This window comes from Novosphingobium pentaromativorans US6-1 (assembly GCF_000767465.1).
Classification (GTDB): Bacteria; Pseudomonadota; Alphaproteobacteria; order Sphingomonadales; family Sphingomonadaceae; genus Novosphingobium; species Novosphingobium pentaromativorans.
Genome location: NZ_CP009291.1, coordinates 1389031 through 1406178, shown reverse-complemented (window position 1 = coordinate 1406178; position 17148 = coordinate 1389031). Strand labels below are relative to the sequence as shown.

General features: G+C 64.4%; 13 protein-coding genes. 11 read left to right on the top strand and 2 right to left on the bottom strand.

Going from position 1 to position 17148, the window contains the following annotated elements; all coding sequences use genetic code 11:
* Nucleotides 1–99: 99 nt before the first annotated feature.
* The 11 genes from JI59_RS06535 to cobA all read left to right on the top strand — a co-directional run bounded on the left by JI59_RS06535 (nucleotide 100) and on the right by cobA (nucleotide 15745).
* Nucleotides 100–1527 carry a CmpA/NrtA family ABC transporter substrate-binding protein gene (locus JI59_RS06535; protein ID WP_238532553.1) on the top strand — a complete coding sequence of 476 codons (1428 nt, stop codon included), beginning with the start codon at nucleotides 100–102 and terminating at the stop codon, nucleotides 1525–1527.
* Between the two features lie 28 nt (nucleotides 1528–1555).
* Nucleotides 1556–2608, top strand: coding sequence for an ABC transporter permease (locus JI59_RS06530; protein WP_007013572.1), 1053 nt, complete (start codon nucleotides 1556–1558; stop codon nucleotides 2606–2608).
* 32 nt (nucleotides 2609–2640) lie between these two features.
* Nucleotides 2641–4350 (top strand): ABC transporter ATP-binding protein, encoded by a 1710-nt coding sequence (locus JI59_RS06525; protein WP_007013573.1) that lies wholly within the window; start codon nucleotides 2641–2643, stop codon nucleotides 4348–4350.
* A gap of 213 nt (nucleotides 4351–4563) precedes the next feature.
* Nucleotides 4564–5802, top strand: coding sequence for an alginate export family protein (locus JI59_RS06520; RefSeq protein WP_007013574.1), 1239 nt, complete (start codon nucleotides 4564–4566; stop codon nucleotides 5800–5802).
* Between the two features lie 154 nt (nucleotides 5803–5956).
* The gene (locus JI59_RS06515) at nucleotides 5957–6778 is read left to right on the top strand and encodes a formate/nitrite transporter family protein (protein ID WP_007013576.1); all 822 of its coding nucleotides are present in this window, start codon (nucleotides 5957–5959) and stop codon (nucleotides 6776–6778) included.
* A gap of 96 nt (nucleotides 6779–6874) precedes the next feature.
* Entirely contained in the window at nucleotides 6875–8686 is a 1812-nt protein-coding gene (locus JI59_RS06510) for a bifunctional protein-serine/threonine kinase/phosphatase (RefSeq protein WP_007013577.1), read from the top strand.
* Nucleotides 8686–9126 (top strand): cyanase, encoded by a 441-nt coding sequence (gene cynS, locus JI59_RS06505; RefSeq protein ID WP_038577141.1) that lies wholly within the window; start codon nucleotides 8686–8688, stop codon nucleotides 9124–9126. Before JI59_RS06510 ends, cynS begins: the two co-directional genes overlap by 1 nt.
* 373 nt (nucleotides 9127–9499) lie before the next feature.
* Nucleotides 9500–12007: a nitrite reductase large subunit NirB gene (gene nirB, locus JI59_RS06500; RefSeq protein WP_038575673.1), complete on the top strand. Its 2508-nt coding sequence runs from the start codon at nucleotides 9500–9502 to the stop codon at nucleotides 12005–12007.
* Complete coding sequence (gene nirD, locus JI59_RS06495; RefSeq protein WP_007013580.1) at nucleotides 12007–12375, top strand: nitrite reductase small subunit NirD; 369 nt, start codon at nucleotides 12007–12009, stop codon at nucleotides 12373–12375. Before nirB ends, nirD begins: the two co-directional genes overlap by 1 nt.
* A 5-nt stretch (nucleotides 12376–12380) precedes the next feature.
* Nucleotides 12381–14960: a nitrate reductase gene (locus tag JI59_RS06490; RefSeq protein ID WP_007013581.1), complete on the top strand. Its 2580-nt coding sequence runs from the start codon at nucleotides 12381–12383 to the stop codon at nucleotides 14958–14960.
* The gene (gene cobA, locus JI59_RS06485; protein WP_007013582.1) at nucleotides 14957–15745 is read left to right on the top strand and encodes a uroporphyrinogen-III C-methyltransferase; all 789 of its coding nucleotides are present in this window, start codon (nucleotides 14957–14959) and stop codon (nucleotides 15743–15745) included. The genes JI59_RS06490 and cobA overlap by 4 nt, the downstream gene beginning before the upstream one ends.
* Nucleotides 15746–15861: 116 nt before the next feature.
* Here cobA and JI59_RS06480 read toward each other — a convergent pair whose 3' ends face one another.
* Together JI59_RS06480 and JI59_RS06475 are read right to left on the bottom strand one after the other, a co-directional pair.
* The gene (locus tag JI59_RS06480) at nucleotides 15862–16635 is read right to left on the bottom strand and encodes an anti-sigma factor family protein (protein ID WP_007013583.1); all 774 of its coding nucleotides are present in this window, start codon (nucleotides 16633–16635) and stop codon (nucleotides 15862–15864) included.
* Nucleotides 16632–17129 carry an RNA polymerase sigma factor gene (locus tag JI59_RS06475; RefSeq protein WP_007013584.1) on the bottom strand — a complete coding sequence of 166 codons (498 nt, stop codon included), beginning with the start codon at nucleotides 17127–17129 and terminating at the stop codon, nucleotides 16632–16634. The genes JI59_RS06480 and JI59_RS06475 overlap by 4 nt, the downstream gene beginning before the upstream one ends.
* Nucleotides 17130–17148: the final 19 nt, after the last annotated feature.

Sequence of the window (17148 nt, the reverse complement as noted above, 5' to 3'; positions counted from 1 at the left end):
GAAATCAGTGGCAACGCAGCCGCCCGATGTAACCCTGCTTGGGTTCGCGTCGAGGCGGTTTTTTTTGCGTTTGCCTGATGAACTTGGGGATTTGTTCGAATGAGCATGAAGCGGGGGTTCGGGTTTACACGTCGCGCTGCAGTTGTCGCGCTGATGGCCAGCGTCGCGCTGGCCGGTTGCGGCAGCAAGAGCGAGGCTCCGTCGGGCGATGCGGTGAAGGCTGCAGCGGCACCGGGCGGCATCGAGAAGCCGGTGCTCAAGCTCGGCTTCATCAAGCTCACCGACATGGCCCCGCTCGCCATCGCCAAGGAGAAGGGCTTCTTCGCCGAGGAAGGCCTCAACGTCACGCTCGAGCCGCAGGCGAACTGGAAGGTTCTGCTCGACGGTGTGATCGGCGGACAGCTTGACGGCGCCCACATGCTGGCCGGTCAGCCTATCGCCGCCACCATCGGATACGGCACCAAGGCCGACCTGATCGCCCCCCTCAGCCTCGATCTCAACGGCAATGCCATTACGGTTTCCAACAAGGTCTGGGACATGGTCAAGCCGAGCCTTCCGATGGAAGGCGGCAAGCCAAAGCACCCGATTTCGGCTTCGGTCCTCCAGCCGGTCGTCGCCAGCTTCAAGCAGCAGGGCAAGCCCTTCAACATGGGCATGGTCTTCCCGGTTTCGACCCACAACTACGAGCTGCGCTACTGGCTTGCCGCCGGCGGCCTGAACCCGGGTTTTTACACGCCCGGCGATGTCGGCGGCACGGTCGACGCGGACGTCCAGCTCTCGGTTACCCCGCCGCCGCAGATGCCTGCCACGCTCGAGGCCGGCACCATCGAAGGCTATTGCGTGGGCGAGCCGTGGAACCAGGCGGCGGTGCAGAAGAAGATCGGCGTGCCGATCATCACCGACAACGAAGTCTGGCATGACAACCCCGAGAAGGTCTTCGGCCTGCGCAAGGACTTCGCCGAGAAGTATCCGGGCACGACCGCAGCCATGCTGCGTGCGATCATCAAGGCGCAGCAGTGGCTCGATGCCGATGGCGGCAAGAACCGCGCCGAGGCGGTGAAGATCCTCTCGCAGCCCAACTATGTGGGCGCTGACGAGAAGGTGATTGCCGCATCGATGACCGGCAAGTTCACGTTCGAGCCGGGCGATACCCGCGATGCGCCCGGCTTCAACATCTTCTTCGACAAGAACGCCGGCTATCCGTTCTATTCGGACGCGATCTGGTATCTGACGCAGATGCGCCGCTGGGGCCAGATCCCCGAGGATCACGATGACCAGTGGTACATCGACCAGGCCAAGGCCGTCTATCGTCCCGACCTCTATCTGGCAGCTGCCAAGGGCCTTGCCGAAAAGGGCGTGATCCCTGCCGATGCGATCCCCGAAACCGACGGTTTCAAGCCGGTCGACAACGGCTTCATGGATCACATCCCCTACGATGGCCACAAGCCGAATGCCTATATCCAGTCGCTCAAGATCGGTCTGAAGAAGGGCCAGAAGGTGACGGCTTCCGGCGTGACCGGCGGCTGACACCCAAGCTAATCCGAGGAGAATTTCGATGGCAACCGCCTTTGCCGATGTAGAGCCGAAGGGAATGGCTCAGGCCCAGTCGGAGAACCCCGTGACCCAAGCTGCAACCGAGCCGGCTGCGTCCGAAAGCAAGGCCGAAAAGGCCGCGCCGCCGGCAGTCCTGGCCAAGGTGCAGGACGTCATTGCGAAATTCGGCAAGGGGCTGATTGCCCCGATCCTCGGAATCGCGGCATTCCTTGCCATCTGGGCGGCTCTCGCCCCGCAGGTCGACACCTCGCTCGGCGCGCTTCCTGGCCCCTTGGAAGTCGCCGAGCAGGGTGTTGCCCTGTACGATGAATGGCAGGCAGCGAATGTCGCCAAGGCCGAGTTCTACGAGGCGCAGGACGGCCGCATCGCGGCGGGAACCCAGGCGGTGGCCTTTAACTATGCCGGTCCGCCGACCTTTCTCGACCAGGTGCTGACCTCGCTCAAGACGGTCGCGCTCGGGTTCATCCTGGCCACGGTGTTCGCCGTGCCCATCGGCCTTGCCGCGGGCCTTTCGCCGATGTTCAACGCCGCGATCAATCCGCTGGTGCAGATCATGAAGCCGGTCAGCCCGCTCGCCTGGCTGCCGATCGTGACCATGGTCGTCTCGGCGACGGTTTCCAGCGCCGACCCGATGCTGGCCAAGAGCTTCGTCATCTCGGCCATCGTCGTTATGCTCTGCTCGCTGTGGCCGACGCTGATCAATACCGCCATCGGCACCGCCTCGATCGACAAGGACCTGCTTAACGTCGGCCGCGTGCTCAAGCTCGGCTGGTTCGCGAAGCTGACCCGCCTCGTCCTGCCCAGCTCGCTTCCCTACATCTTCACCGGCATGCGCCTCTCGTTGGGCGTGGGCTGGATGGTGCTGATCGCCGCGGAAATGCTCGCCCAGAACCCTGGCCTCGGCAAGTTCGTGTGGGATGAGTTCCAGAACGGTTCCAGCCAGTCGCTTGCCCGGATCATGTTCGCGGTGATCGTGATCGGCCTGATCGGCTTCCTGCTCGACCGGATCATGATGATGCTCCAGTCGCTCGCCAACCGTAACCACACGATCTGATCGTCAACCCCACCAGCCGAAGGAAACAGACAATGGCCACGATCCTTTCGCTCAAGGGTGTCTCCAAGTCCTACTCGTCCAAGGCGAAGGGCGGACAGAATGGCGGCGTCACGCAAGTGCTCGAGGGTATCGACCTCGATGTCGAGGAGGGCGAATTTATCGCCATCCTCGGCTTCTCGGGCGCGGGCAAGACGACGCTGATCTCCTCGATCGCCGGACTGATCGAGCCCGACGCGGGCGAGATCCTGCTGCACGGCAAGCAGATCGAGGGGCCCGACAAGGACCGTGGCCTCGTTTTCCAGTCCTATTCGCTGTTCCCCTGGCTGACGGTCGAAAAGAATGTCGCGCTGGCCGTCGATGCCGTCCACAAGGACCGCAGCAAGCAGGACCGTGCGGCACTGGTGAAGCAGAAGATCGAACTGGTCGGTCTGGGCCACGCGATGGACCGCAAGCCCGCCCAGCTTTCCGGCGGCATGCGCCAGCGCGTCTCGGTGGCCCGCGCACTGGCGATGGAGCCGGAGATCCTGCTTCTCGACGAACCGCTTTCCGCGCTCGACGCACTGACCCGCTCCAAGCTCCAGGATGAGATCGAGCGTATCCGCAAGGAAGAAAAGCGCACCATTATCCTCGTCACCAACGATGTCGACGAGGCACTCCTGCTGGCCGATCGGGTCGCGATCCTGACGCCTGCGCCTGCCGCCACGATCGGGCGGATCTTCGAAGTCGACGTGCCGCGCCCGCGCGACCGCGAAGCGGTGAACGACGATCACCACTTCCAGTCGCTGCGCAAGCAGATCGTCGCCTACCTCGGCATGCTCAACGAGCAGGGGTCAAGCGTGGGCGAAAGCTCTGTCGAACTGCCCGAAGTGGTGCCGCTGGACCTGTTCGCGGGCAAGGAAGCCGAGCTTCCCGCAGCCTATACCGAAGCCGCGAAGACCGCGGTGGAGCGGCGCTACATGGAGTTCTACAAGCTCCACAAGGTCTACCCGACGCCCAAGGGGCCGCTGACCGTCGTCGAAGACTTCAATCTCCTGATGGACAAGGGCGAATTCATCTCGCTCATCGGACACTCGGGCTGCGGCAAGTCGACCGTGCTGACGATGGCGGCCGGCCTCAACGAGATCAGCAAGGGCGGCATCATCCTCGATAACCGCGAGGTGGACGTTGCGGGGCCGGACAAGGCGGTGGTTTTCCAGGCGCCGAGCCTGATGCCCTGGCTTACCGCGCGCCAGAACGTCGCGCTGGGGGTCGAGCGGGTCTATCCGCATGCGTCCAAGGCCGAGCGCCGCGACATCGTCGACTATTACCTCGACCGCGTGGGCCTCGCCGATGCCAAGGAGAAGATGGCGGCGGAGATGTCCAACGGCATGCGCCAGCGTGTCGGCATTGCCCGCGCCTTCGCGCTTTCGCCGCGCTTGCTGCTGCTCGACGAGCCCTTCGGCATGCTCGACAGCCTGACGCGCTGGGACCTGCAGGACGTGCTGGTCGAGACCTGGAACCGCACCAAGGTCACCGCGATCATGGTCACCCACGACGTCGACGAGGCGATCCTGCTGGCCGACCGCGTGGTGATGATGACCAATGGCCCGCAGGCCACCATCGGCAAGGTTCTGAAGGTCGACCTGCCGCGCCCGCGCGATCGCAAGGCGCTGCTCGATCATCCCAAGTTCTACCAATACCGGCAGGAAGTGCTGCACTTCCTGGCCGAATACGATCACGGACCGGCGGCCAAGGCCGCCTGATACAAAGATGGCCGCACGCGCGCAAAGCGCGGCGGCCGCGAACGCGCGCGCTCATGAGGGGCGGCGACGGGCAATGGAGTCCGTTCGTCCGACGCGCACAAGCGGATCGCACGGTCCGCACCGGGAGAGGGTCATAGCGGCGGGCAACGGTGTCTGCCTTCGTTCCTGTTCGGAAGGGGCGCCGGGGGATGGCGCCCGTGGAGGCTTACGCATATGAAAATGACTCTCTCGCTTGCCGCTCTGGCCGCCACTGTCGCCACGCTTGGCCTGTCTGCGCCAGCACAGGCCAAGGTCGGGGACCCGGTCAAGGTCAGTGACGATGTAACCATCGACCCCATCATCGACGGTGTCCTGCGTTATGAACACGTCGACCAGGACGATATCAATCTCGATGCAGATGCCGTGACCGTGCGCCTGCGCGCGGGCGCCGAAGTGTCCACCCACGGCCTGTCGCTGCTGGCCGAAGGCGAGGGCACCCTGGCGATCGTCGACCATTACAACGACACTATTCCCGGCAATAACGGATATCTGGGCGCAGAGCCCTATTCGGTCGTGGCCGATCCGCAGAACGTCGAACTCAACCGTCTGCAGGTGGCTTATGCGGCCAAGGGCAGCAAGGTGACCATCGGCCGCCAGCGCATAATTCTCGACAATGCCCGTTTCGTCGGCAATGTCGGCTGGCGCCAGAACGAGCAGACTTTCGATGCAATTCGCGCCGAGACCAAGATCGGTCCGGTGATGTTCGATGGCACTTACGCCATTTCCCAGCGCACGATCTTCGGTGCGGACAGCCCGAACGAATACTTCGATGGAGACATGTTCCTCGTCCAGGGCGGGCTGGACCTGAAAGTCGCCAAGGTGAAGGGCTTCGCCTACCTGCTCGACTACGACAGCCGTCTCGCCTACTCGAGCCAGACTTACGGCGTGCTCGCCAATGGCGCCATTCCGCTCGGCGATGCGTTCAAGCTGAACTTCTCGGTGACTTATGCACGCCAGAGCGATTACAAGCTCAATCCGGTCAACTATGCCGCGGATTACATCAATGCCGAACTGGGCGCATCGGTCATGGGCTTCGGGCTCAAGGCCGGATATGAGGAACTGGGCAGCGATGACGGCGTAGCCGCCTTCCAGACCCCGCTGGCCACCGCCCATGCCTTCAACGGCTGGGCCGACCTGTTCCTGACCACGCCGGCGGCAGGTCTGCGTGACTATTACGGCGGCTTCACCAAGAAGATCGGCGACGCCGGTCCGCTCAAGGGCCTGAACGGCGCGGTCGTCTATCACAAGTTCGAAAGCGATTTCGGCAGCGTGAACTATGGCCAGGAATGGGATGCCAGCCTGGGCTTCTCGATCAGGAACTACGCCGTTCTGCTCAAATACGCGAATTACGATGCCAAGAACTTCGGTACCGATACCGAGAAGTTCTGGCTGCAACTGGCATTCAAGTACTGACCGACTTGAGGAGGGGAACTGGCTGCAGTTCAGGCATGGCCGAGCAAATGCCGAAGCAATGCCCGGGCTGCAGCCGGAACCGAACGATTTCAAACGAAGGAAAAGTCTAGCGTACGCATTGAACCTTTTATCTGGCAACGGGGAGTATTCGTAGATGGCATATCTTGCGCCTTCAGAATTTGTCACCAAGCTGATCGATGCTGGTGAATCGAAGATCATGATGTCGACCAAGGACACGCTGGTTCGCGCCTACATGGCCGGTGCCACGCTGGCCCTTGCTGCGGCTTTTGCCGTTACCATCAACGTCCAGACCGGTCAGCCGCTGGCGGGCGCCGTCCTGTTCCCGGTCGGCTTCTGCATGCTCTACCTGCTCGGCTACGACCTCCTGACCGGTGTATTCGTGCTGGCCCCGCTTGCGGTATGGGACAAGCGGCCGGGCTGCAACTGGTCCGGTGTCCTGCGCAACTGGGGGCTCGTTTTCACCGGCAACTTCGCCGGGGCCCTGACGACAGCCGTGCTTATGGCCATCTACTTCACATATGGTTTTGCCGCCGAGCCAAGCGAAGTGGGTGTTAAACTCGCGGGCACCGGTGTCGCCCGCACGGTGGGCTATGCCGAATACGGCATGGCCGGCTGGCTGACGATCTTCGTGCGCGGCATGCTGTGCAACTGGATGGTCTCGACCGGCGTCGTGGGTGCCCAGATCTCGACCACCGTATCGGGCAAGGTGATCGCGATGTGGATGCCGATCATGCTGTTCTTCTACATGGTCTTCGAGCACTCGATCGTGAACATGTTCCTGTTCCCGACCGCGCTGATGCTCGGCGGTAACTTCACCATAGGCGATTACTTCTGGTGGAACGAGATCCCGACCGTCCTGGGCAACCTGGTCGGCGGCCTGACCTTTACCGGTCTCATGCTCTACACCACGCATGCTCGTACCGGCGCGAAGCGCGTGGTCAAGATGGCAGCCTGAGCTATCCTGCTGGCTGCATTCGATCGGGAGGGGCCCAGCAAACCCTCCCGATCCCTTTCCCGATTACCTGAGCCTGCCGCAGGCGAGGACGGATCCTTGCGAAACCAGCTTGCCGTAACCATCGGCCAGTATTCGACGGCCGGAACCAAGGAGGCGAACCAGGACTTCCATGGCGCCTTGGTTCCCGATGGCGAGGAACTGTGGACCAAGGGCGTGGCCCTTGCCCTGGCGGACGGGATCAGCACGAGCGCGCTGGGCGCGGCAGCGGCGGAGACCGCGGTAAAGTCCTTCCTTACAGACTATTTCGCGACCTCCGAAGCCTGGTCGGTCCAGACCAGCGCGGCCCGCGTGATCTCTGCGACGAATTCCTGGATGCACGCGCAGAACCTCAAGGGGCGCGGCACGAACCTGTCCGACGGGGAGCGCGAGCGGGGCATGGTCTGCACGCTCTCGGCGCTGGTTCTCAAGTCGCGCTCGGCCTACGTCTTTCATGTCGGCGATGCGCGCGTGGCGCGGGTCGCCGGCTCGGTCCTCGAGCCGCTGACCGAACCGCACCGCGTCTATCTGGGCGGGGGGGAGAGTTATCTTGCCCGCGCGCTCGGGATCGACAGGCGCGTCGAGATCGACCGCCGCAAGGTGCCGGTGGCGAGGGGCGACATCTTCATCCTGACGAGCGACGGCGTCCACGACGTGCTGCCCGACACTGCCTTCCTCGAGGCGGCGAGGGGAGAGGACCTCGACGCGGCGGCGCGCTTCCTCGCCGATGCCGCGCTGGCGGCAGGCAGCGAGGACAATCTCACGGTCCAGATCCTTCGCGTGGAGGACTTGCCGCAAAGCGACCTGGACGATCTTGCGGGGGAAGAGGCGGCGCTGCCGCCTGCGCCGCATCTGATTGCCGGGCAGGATTTCGAAGGCTTCACGGTCCTGCGCGAGCTGCATGCCGGGCATCGCAGCCACGTCTATCTCGCGCGCGATGATGAGACCTGGCAGCGGGTGGCGATCAAGGTGCCCTCCACCGAAAATGGTGCGGATCCGGCAGAGCTGCGCCGCCTGATGCTGGAGGAATGGATCGCGCGGCGCGTCAGGAATACGCACGTTCTGGGCGCGCCCGCTGCGCGAGCGTCTCGCCGACATGCCTATGCGGTTACCGAATTTCTCGAAGGCGCGACCCTGGAAGACTGGGTCGGGTTCCAGTCCGGGACCACCGACCTTGTGGCCATACGTTCGATCGTGAAGCAGGTCGCCTCCGGCCTGCAGGCGCTTCATCGGCTAGAGATCCTCCATCGCGACCTGCGACCCGCCAACGTCATCGTCGACAGTGAGGGGACGGCCCGGATCATCGACTTCGGCTCCGCACTCGTGGCCGGGCTCGACGAGCTGGCGCCGCGGGCGGAGGACGCGATGTTCGCCGGGACCATGCAGTTCACTGCGCCGGAAATATGGCTGGGCGCTGGCGCAAGCCGGAAGTCCGATCTGTGGTCGCTTGGCGCAATCGCCTATTTCATGCTGACCCGCAGCCTTCCCTACGGTGTGCGTCTCAGCGCCGCGCGTACACGGGCGGCGCAGAGGAAGCTGGCCTATATCCCGGCGAGCGAGATCAACCCCGAAGTGCCCGACTGGATGGATGCCGCACTGGCACGGGCACTCGCGCTCGATCCGGCGGATCGCTACGAAGAACTGTCCGAATTCACGTACGACTTTGCCCATCCCAATACCGCGCTTGCCGCGCCGCCGCCGCGTCCCTGGCTGGCTCGGCGACCGGAACGCTTGTGGCAGGCGATCAGCGCCGCCCTGGCGCTGGCCCTTGCCCTGTCCATCGCGACACGCGGCAACGAGCGCGAGCCTGGCGCTAGTCATGGCAGCGCCAATAGAGTTTCCACCCCCAGAACCGAGGAGATCCCGGAATGATGACCAAGGCCGATGTCACCGACATGATCTATGAAAAGAAGCGCGCTGGCGGCGTGACCTGGGCGCAGATCGCCGAGATGGCCGGGATGCAGGAAGTCTTCGTGACGTCGGCATGCCTCGGCATGAATTCGCTTCCGCGCGAGAGCGCCGACAAGGTTGCTAAAGGCCTGGGCCTGCCGCAGGAGGCAGCGGTCGTGCTGGCCGAATATCCCAAGAAGATGTTCGAGGCGACCGTCCCCACCGATCCGTGCATCTACCGCTTCTACGAGATTGTCGGCGTCTATGGCGAAACGCTGAAGGAACTGATTCAGGAAAAGGGTGGCGATGGCATCATGAGCGCCATCGACTTCGACATGACCGTCGAGAAGATCCCCAACGAGAAGGGCGATCGCATCGAAGTGAAGATGTCGGGCAAGTTCCTTCCCTACAAGAGCTGGTAAGGGGAACTACCACAGGTCGGCCGTCATGCTGAATTCGTTTCAGGGTGACGGTCGCCAGGTTCAGACTGTTCGCCTTTCCACCGCCATTCCATCCGGGGCAAGGCCGATCTGTAATCATAAACATCTGATTTATATGTATAATCAACCTTTTCCTGCTGCACTGCAAAAAACCGTCTTGCGCCGCGCACGGCGAATCGGTTAAACAAGCCCAAGCGAGAAAGCGTCCGTCCACCGTTGGACGAATTGAGCGCCTCGCCTTCAGATTTACAGACGCGTGGCAACGACGCCGCCCGTACCTTTCCCGATCGGGAACAGGCACGAGGCGGTTTTTTTGTGTGCGCGTTGCGAACGGAGACGTGACGTGAATGCACCGATGAACTTCGAGAAGGGCGACCTTCCCGGCCAGGGCCGGGAAAGGCTCGTGGTAATCGGCAACGGCATGGCGGGTTGCCGCGCCGTCGAGGAAATCCTGGCGCGCGATCCGAAGCGCTTCGACATCACCATTTTCGGCGCCGAGCCGCGGGTGAACTACAATCGCATCATGCTTTCTCCGGTTCTGGCCGGTGAGAAGACCTTCGACGAAATCGTCATCAATACCCAGCAATGGTACGATGATAACGGCATCACGCTGATCTCGGGCGACAAGGTCGATCACATCGACCGCGAGGCGATGACGGTGATTTCCGCGTCCGGCCGCGCCGAACCCTACGACCGGCTGCTGATCGCCACCGGCTCCGATCCCTTCATCATTCCCGTGCCGGGCAAGGACCTCGATGGCGTCGTTACTTTCCGCGACCTCGATGACGTCGACAAGATGCTCGGTGCGGCCGAAGCCGGCAACGCCAGGGGCGGCGGCAATGCCGTCGTCATCGGCGGCGGCCTGCTCGGCCTCGAAGCGGCCCACGGCCTCTCGCTGCGCGGGATGAAGGTCACGGTCATCCACCTCATGCCCACGCTGATGGAACGCCAGCTCGACGAGGCAGCCGGCTGGCTGCTCAAGACCGAGCTGGAACGCCGTGGCCAGACCATCCTGACCGGCGCGAATACCAGGGAAATCCTCGGCAAGGACGGCAAGGTCGCCGGGGTCATGCTGGATGACGGCACCGAGATCCCGGCCGACATCGTCGTCATGGCCGTCGGCATCCGCCCGGCCACCGGCCTTGCCCGCGCCGCCGGCCTCGAGGTCGAGCGCGGCATCATGGTCGACGACCACATGGTCACGTCCGATCCGGCGATCCTCTCCGTGGGCGAATGCGTCCAGCACCGCGGCATGTGCTACGGCCTCGTCGCGCCGCTCTGGGACATGTGCCGTGCCCTGGCCGACTTCGTTACCGAGAGCCCGACCGGCTATGAAGGCTCGGTCACGTCGACCAAGCTGAAAGTCTCGGGGATCGACCTGTTCTCGGCCGGGGATTTCTCCGGCGGCGAGGACTGCGAGGACATCGTCATGCGCGATGCTTCGCGCGGGGTGTACAAGCGCGTCATCGTCAAGGACAACAAGGTCCTGGGCGCAGTGCTTTACGGCGATACTGCCGACGGCTCCTGGTACTTCGACCTGATGAAGAAGGGCGAGGATGTTTCCGAAATCCGTGAGGCCCTGATCTTCGGCCAGGCCTTCGCGTCCGGGGGTGCGCTCGCGGACCCTAACGCCGCCGTTGCTGCCCTCTCGGACGATGCCGAGATCTGCGGCTGCAACGGCGTTTCCAAGGGCGCCGTCGTCCAGTGCATCACCGGCGGGGCACACTCGCTCGATGCCGTGCGCAGCGGCTGCAAGGCCTCGGCCTCCTGCGGTTCGTGCACGGGCCTCGTCGAAAGCCTGCTGGCGGTGACGCTGGGCGGCGAAGTCGAGAGCGGCCCGAAGACGATGTGCAAGTGCACCAGTTTTACCCATGACGACGTACGCAAGCTGATCGTGGAGAAGCAGCTCAAGGTCATTCCCGAGGTCATGCAGGAACTGCACTGGACGACGCCGGATGGCTGCGCCTCGTGCCGCCCCGCGCTCAACTATTATCTGCTCTGCGCGTGGCCGGGCGAATACGAAGACGACCAGAAGAGCCGCTTCGTCAATGAACGCCTTCATGCCAATATCCAGAAGGACGGCACTTACTCGGTCGTCCCGCGCATGTGGGGCGGGCTTACCAACCCCACCGAACTGCGTGCGATTGCCGATGTCGTCGAGAAGTACAACGCGCCGATGGTCAAGGTGACCGGCGGACAACGCCTCGACATTTTCGGCATCAAGAAGGAAGACCTGCCTGCCGTCTGGGCCGACCTCAATGCCGCCGGCATGGTCTCGGGCCACGCCTACGGCAAGTCGCTGCGCACGGTGAAAACCTGCGTCGGTTCCGAATGGTGCCGCTTCGGTACGCAGGATTCGACCGGGCTTGGCGTCAAGATCGAGAGGATGACCTGGGGCTCGTGGATGCCCCACAAGTTCAAGATCGCCGTCAGCGGTTGCCCGCGCAATTGCGCCGAGGCGACGATCAAGGACTTCGGGGTCGTCTGCGTCGACTCCGGCTACGAACTGCACATCGCCGGTAATGGCGGCATCAAGGTCCGCGCGACCGACCTGCTCTGCAAGGTCGATAGCGAGGAAGATGCGCTCGAGATGTGCGCTGCCTTCATTCAGCTCTACCGGGAGGAAGCACATTATCTCGAGCGCACAGCTCCCTGGGTCGAACGGGTCGGGCTCGAATACGTGAAGGACAAGCTGGCCGAGGATGGCGCCGTCCGGACCTACGCCGCCCGGTTCCTCTATTCGCAGCAATTCATGCAGGACGATCCCTGGGCCAAGCGGGCCGCGGGAGACCGAAAGGACCTGCACGCCCACATCGCCACCGTGCGTCCGCTGGACATGGCCCTGGAACTGGAGAAGGCATAATGATCGGCGACTGGCTTGATATCGGACCGATCTCGCAGATCGAAGCCGGCACCGCGCGCACCCTTCCGGTGGAAGGGGGCGAGGAAATCGCGGTGTTCCACACGATGCGCAACGAATTCTTCGCGCTGCGCAACAAGTGCCCGCACAAGCAGGGGCCGCTCAGCCAGGGCATCGTCCACGGTGACGTCGTGACCTGCCCGCTGCACAACTGGAACATCTCGCTGCGCAGCGGCAAGGCGCTGGGCGATGACGAGGGCTGCGTCCCGACCATTCCGCTCAAGGTCGATGCCGGGCGCATCTACCTGCTGCGTTCCGCCGTTATCGGCACAGGCGAGACGGATACCGCCCAGACCCGGGCGGCGGCCTGATCGCCATGAAGGTGATCCGCACGACTTGCGCCTATTGCGGAGTAGGCTGCGGCATCACTGCCGAGGTTTCCGGCGATGGTGATCGGGGGGTCGCCATCGTCGGGGATCGGCAGCATCCGGCGAACAGCGGCCGGCTATGCTCTAAGGGCACCCACCTTGCCGAGACGGTAGGGCTGGAGGGCCGCCTGCTCAGGCCGATGATCGGCCAGGGCGAGGCGAGCTGGGACGACGCGCTCGATCTCGTCGCCGACCGGATGAGCGACTGCATCGCCCGGCACGGGCCCGAAAGCGTCGCCTTCTATGTCTCGGGACAATTGCTCACCGAAGACTATTACGTCGCCAACAAGCTGATGAAGGGCTTCGTCGGCAGCGGCAATATCGACACCAATTCGCGGCTTTGCATGGCGAGCGCAGTGGCCGCCCATAACCGCGCCTTCGGCGAGGATGTCGTGCCGTGCTCTTACGAGGATCTGGACGCCACCGACCTTGTCCTGCTGGTCGGCTCGAACACCGCCTGGTGCCACCCGGTCGTCTGGCAGCGCATCGAGAAGACGCGCGAGCGGCGCGGCACCAAGATCGTGGTCATCGATCCGCGCCGTACCGAGACAGCCGAACAGGCCGACCTGCACGTGCCGATCGCCCCCGATGGCGATACCGCGCTGTTCAACGCCCTGCTGGCCGAGATGAACCGGCGCGGCAAGCTGGACCCTGCATTCCTGCGCGATCGGGTCGAAGCCGACGCCGGCTTCTGGGATGGGCTTGACTGCGATCCCGGCGTAACCCCGGGACTCTTTGCCAAGCTGTGCAATATCGTTGCCGAGCATCCGCGCATGGTCACCCTGTTCAGCCAGGGGGCGAACCAGTCGGTAGGCGGCACCGACAAGGGCAATGCGATCATCAACTTCCACCTCGCGACAGGCCGGATCAACCGGATTGGCGCGGGGCCGTTCAGCATCACCGGCCAGCCCAATGCAATGGGTGGTCGCGAGGTGGGGGGACTGGCCAACACGCTCGCGTGCCATCTCGGATTTTCCGAGCAGGAACGCGCCGATGTCTCGGCCTTCTGGGCCGCGCCCAACATATGCGCCGGGCCCGGCCTCAAGGCGGTCGACATGTTCCGCGCCATTCATCAGGGCAAGATCAGGTTCCTCTGGGTCATGGCCACCAATCCGGCCGTCTCGCTGCCCGATAGCCAATTCGTGCGCGAAGCACTTTCGCGTTGCCCGACCGTGGTCGTCTCCGACATCATTGCCGATACCGACACGGCCAGGTTCGCCCACGTCCGCCTGCCTGCGCATGGCTGGGGAGAGAAGGACGGCACCGTCACCAATTCCGAACGCTGCGTCAGCCGCCAGCGTGCCCTATTCGCTGCGCCGGGGCAGACCCGCGCCGACTGGAAGATCATGGCCGACGTCGCGGCGCGGATGGGCTGGGCGGAGAGTTTCGCCTGGGACAAGCCTGCGCAGATCTTCCGTGAATACGCGCTCATGACGTCGCTTTCCAAGGCGCGCGGAAAGGTCCTCGACCTGACGCATCATGCCCGGCTGAGCGACGATGATTACGAAGCGATGGAGCCGTTCCAGTGGGGCGGCGAGCGGCCGCTGGCCTGGCGCTTCCCTACGGAGAGCGGCAAGGCCCGGCTCGTGTCGGTGCGGCCACCGGCGCCGGTGACGAGCGCCGATTTCCCGCTGCGTCTAAACACCGCGCGCTATCGCGACCAATGGCACACGATGACGCGCACCGGTCTGTCGGCCACGCTTTCGCAGCACCGTCCCGAGCCGCTGCTGGAAGTGCATCCCGCCGATGCCGAAACCTTCGGCCTTGTCGATGGCGGCCTCGGCAGGGTCGAGACGGCAAGCGGATCGGCAGTCTATCGGGTTCAGGTGTCCACGGGGCAACGCCGCGGCGAAGTCTGCGTGCCGATGCACTGGACCGACGCCATGGCCGGGGAAGGGCGCTCCAACCGTTTGCCCTCACAGGCGGTGGATCCCGTTTCCGGCCAACCCGGATTCAAGAACGGCGCCGCGCGTGTCGTCGCCCTTTCGCCCGCGTGGCGGGCCTTCGTCGTGCGCGGTGACGTCATCGCGCCCGAGGGACTGCTGTACTGGACCCGTTCGCGCATCAAGGCGGGCTGGCTCTATGAACTCGCGGGCGAAGGGGCGATCGACATCAGCGCGTTGCTGCCCGACGGCGAACGGCTGGAAGTCGCCGACATTGCGCGCGGCATGCGCCGCATCGCGGTGCGCGGGGAAGGGGGCTCGCTCGTTGCCGCAGCCTATCTCACCCGCTCGGGCGAACTTCCCTCGCGCGGCTGGGTGGCCGACCAGCTCGGCCTTGACGAAGCTAGCACGGCAGAACTGCTTGCCGGACGCCCCAGCACGCCCTTGCCGGATCGCGGTCCGATCGTCTGCGTCTGCCACGGCGTGGGCGAGAAGGACATCGAACTGGCGGTCAACGAGGGCGCGGCGACAGTGGCCGAAGTGGGCGGTTGCACCCGCGCAGGCACCAACTGCGGATCGTGCCGGCCGGCGATTGCCCGGTTGCTGGAAGTCTGTTCGACGCTTGAAAGGGAAGCTGCAGAATGACCGATGTGTTCAAAGGGGACTTCCCGGCCGGATCGGTATGGCTGGTCGGTGCCGGTCCGGGCGATGCCGAATTGCTGACGCGCAAGGCCGAACGCCTGATCGGCGAGGCCAGCGTGGTCTTCTATGACGCCCTGGTCGGTCCCGAGATTCTCGAGATGGCCGCGCGCTCGGCACGCCTCGTCCATGTCGGCAAGCGATCCGGTCGCCACTCGAAAGACCAGGGCACGATCGACAGGCTGATTGTCGAAGCCGCGCTGCAGGGAGAGAAAGTCGTGCGTCTCAAAGGCGGAGACCCGGCAATCTTCGGCCGCGCCACCGAGGAACTCGACGCCTGCCGCGAAGCGGGCGTTATCGTGCGAATTTGCCCGGGCGTGACCGCCGCCAGCGCAGCGGCGGCCAGCCTTGGCGCCTCGCTGACCTTGCGCGGTCTTGCCCGCAAGCTGACTTTCGTGACCGCTCATGCGCGCGCCGGAGAGGAGCTGCAGCTCGACTGGTCGCGACTTGCCGATCCGGAAGGCACGCTCGCTGTCTACATGGGCAAGGCGGCGGCCCCGCAAGTCTCGGCCAGACTGATCGAGGCCGGTCTTCCCGCCGATACACCGGTTGCCCTGGTCGAAAGCGCCAGCCTGCCGCAGGAACGCCATTTCCATACCCGCCTCGACCTGCTCCCTCTTGCCGCCCGCACCGCGCTGGGAGACGGGCCCGCGCTGCTGCTGATCGGTCGGGCCATGGCCCGACCCGAAGACGCCGCGGTGGCAGTGCTGGAGGCCGGAACGGCAATCTGAAGGTTTACCCAGAGAGCGTCATTTTCTCAGACACCGTCATCCCAGCCTGCGCGGGGGTGACGAGATAAGCCCGATCATCCTGAGCCTGCCGAAGGGGCACGCGCAGCCCGCGGGCTCTAGTCCTTCCACCCATTCGCTTTCGCAGCCTTCTCCTGCTCCGCGTCGAGCGGGGCGCCCTTGGCCATGTCCTGCGCGGCGGCCATGAGTTCGGAATTGGCCGAGCCCGCCTGCCGGTATTCGGTCCCCTGCCGCGCCCCGCCGTTGATCGTGCGTTCGAGCACCCAGCCGTGATCGTCCTTGCAGGCGATACCGGAGGTGCCGCCGGAAGCGAAGACGCGACAGTAGTCGCCGTCGCCGCGCTGAAAGCTCGTCAGGATCTGGAGCGATCCCTTGTCGCTCGCAGCGGCCAGTTGGGTGTCCAGCCCGCGTTCCAGCGCGCCCGAGGCCACAAGCGTGCCATCGCGGTCGGTTACCGGGCCCTTGAGCGTAAGCTGGGTGCCCATGAACACCCCCAGGGCCAGCGAAGCGGCAATGGCGACGCCGGTGCCCCAGCGCTGCATGAACGGGCGCGCCCGGGCCGTCCCCCTGGCTTCCTGCGCGGCTTTCTTCGCCTTTTCGGCCCTCGCGGCGGCAAGGCTCACGACCTTGCGTTCCTCGGCCTGCGCGTCCTCTTCGGCCGCGGCGGCGATCATTTCCTTCCAGGCGTCCGGAACGGGCTCCTCGGCAACGGGATCGAGATGGCCGCGCAAGGCCGCCCGCAGCTTGCGTTCGGCATCGAGTCGCAAGGCGAGGTCGGGATCGGAAGCGATCGCGGCTTCGATCCGCGCAGCGTCGACCGGCGAAAGCTCGCCGTCGGCATAGGCCATCAGCTCTTCGTCGGTCACCTTCATGCCGCTTCTCCCAGTTCGCGCAAAAGGGCTTCGCGCCCGCGTCCCAGCCGCGAGGTCAGCGTTCCTTGCGGAATGCCGAGAATCTGCGCAGCTTCCTTGTAGCCGAAGCCTTCGACCATCACGAGAACGACCGCCTCGCGCTGTTCTTCGGGCAGGCGCTGCAGGGCCCGGTCGACATTGCCGAGTTCCACACGGTTCTCCGCGTCCCTGTCGCCGGCCACGCCCACGTTCGCGCCTTCGTCCTCATGGACGAAAGTCTGCGACCGGCGCGTTCTTGCCCTGACTTCGTCTATCCACTGGTTCCGCATGATCCTGTATACCCAAGCATCGAGCCGCGTGCCTTCCTGCCACTGCTGGCGGGCCTTCAGCGCCCGTTCGATCGTCTGTTGGCACAAGTCGTCGGCATCGGCACTGTCCTGTGTCAATCCGCGCGCAAACCGCCGCAATCGCGGCAGCAGCGCTGTCAGTTCCTCGCAGAAGCGTGTCGTGCTCATCGAATTGCCTTGCCTGGGG

Bases quoted from the DNA above. Each gene is read 5' to 3' on its own strand.
- cobA (WP_007013582.1), top strand. From the start codon at position 14,957: ATGACCGATGTGTTCAAAGGGGACTTCCCGGCCGGATCGGTATGGCTG.
- nirD (WP_007013580.1), top strand. From the start codon at position 12,007: ATGATCGGCGACTGGCTTGATATCGGACCGATCTCGCAGATCGAAGCC.
- JI59_RS06515 (WP_007013576.1), top strand. From the start codon at position 5,957: ATGGCATATCTTGCGCCTTCAGAATTTGTCACCAAGCTGATCGATGCT.
- JI59_RS06530 (WP_007013572.1), top strand. From the start codon at position 1,556: ATGGCAACCGCCTTTGCCGATGTAGAGCCGAAGGGAATGGCTCAGGCC.
- JI59_RS06480 (WP_007013583.1), bottom strand. From the start codon at position 16,635: ATGAAGGTGACCGACGAAGAGCTGATGGCCTATGCCGACGGCGAGCTT.
- JI59_RS06490 (WP_007013581.1), top strand. From the start codon at position 12,381: ATGAAGGTGATCCGCACGACTTGCGCCTATTGCGGAGTAGGCTGCGGC.
- JI59_RS06520 (WP_007013574.1), top strand. From the start codon at position 4,564: ATGAAAATGACTCTCTCGCTTGCCGCTCTGGCCGCCACTGTCGCCACG.
- JI59_RS06525 (WP_007013573.1), top strand. From the start codon at position 2,641: ATGGCCACGATCCTTTCGCTCAAGGGTGTCTCCAAGTCCTACTCGTCC.
- JI59_RS06475 (WP_007013584.1), bottom strand. From the start codon at position 17,129: ATGAGCACGACACGCTTCTGCGAGGAACTGACAGCGCTGCTGCCGCGA.
- JI59_RS06535 (WP_238532553.1), top strand. From the start codon at position 100: ATGAGCATGAAGCGGGGGTTCGGGTTTACACGTCGCGCTGCAGTTGTC.
- cynS (WP_038577141.1), top strand. From the start codon at position 8,686: ATGACCAAGGCCGATGTCACCGACATGATCTATGAAAAGAAGCGCGCT.
- nirB (WP_038575673.1), top strand. From the start codon at position 9,500: ATGAACTTCGAGAAGGGCGACCTTCCCGGCCAGGGCCGGGAAAGGCTC.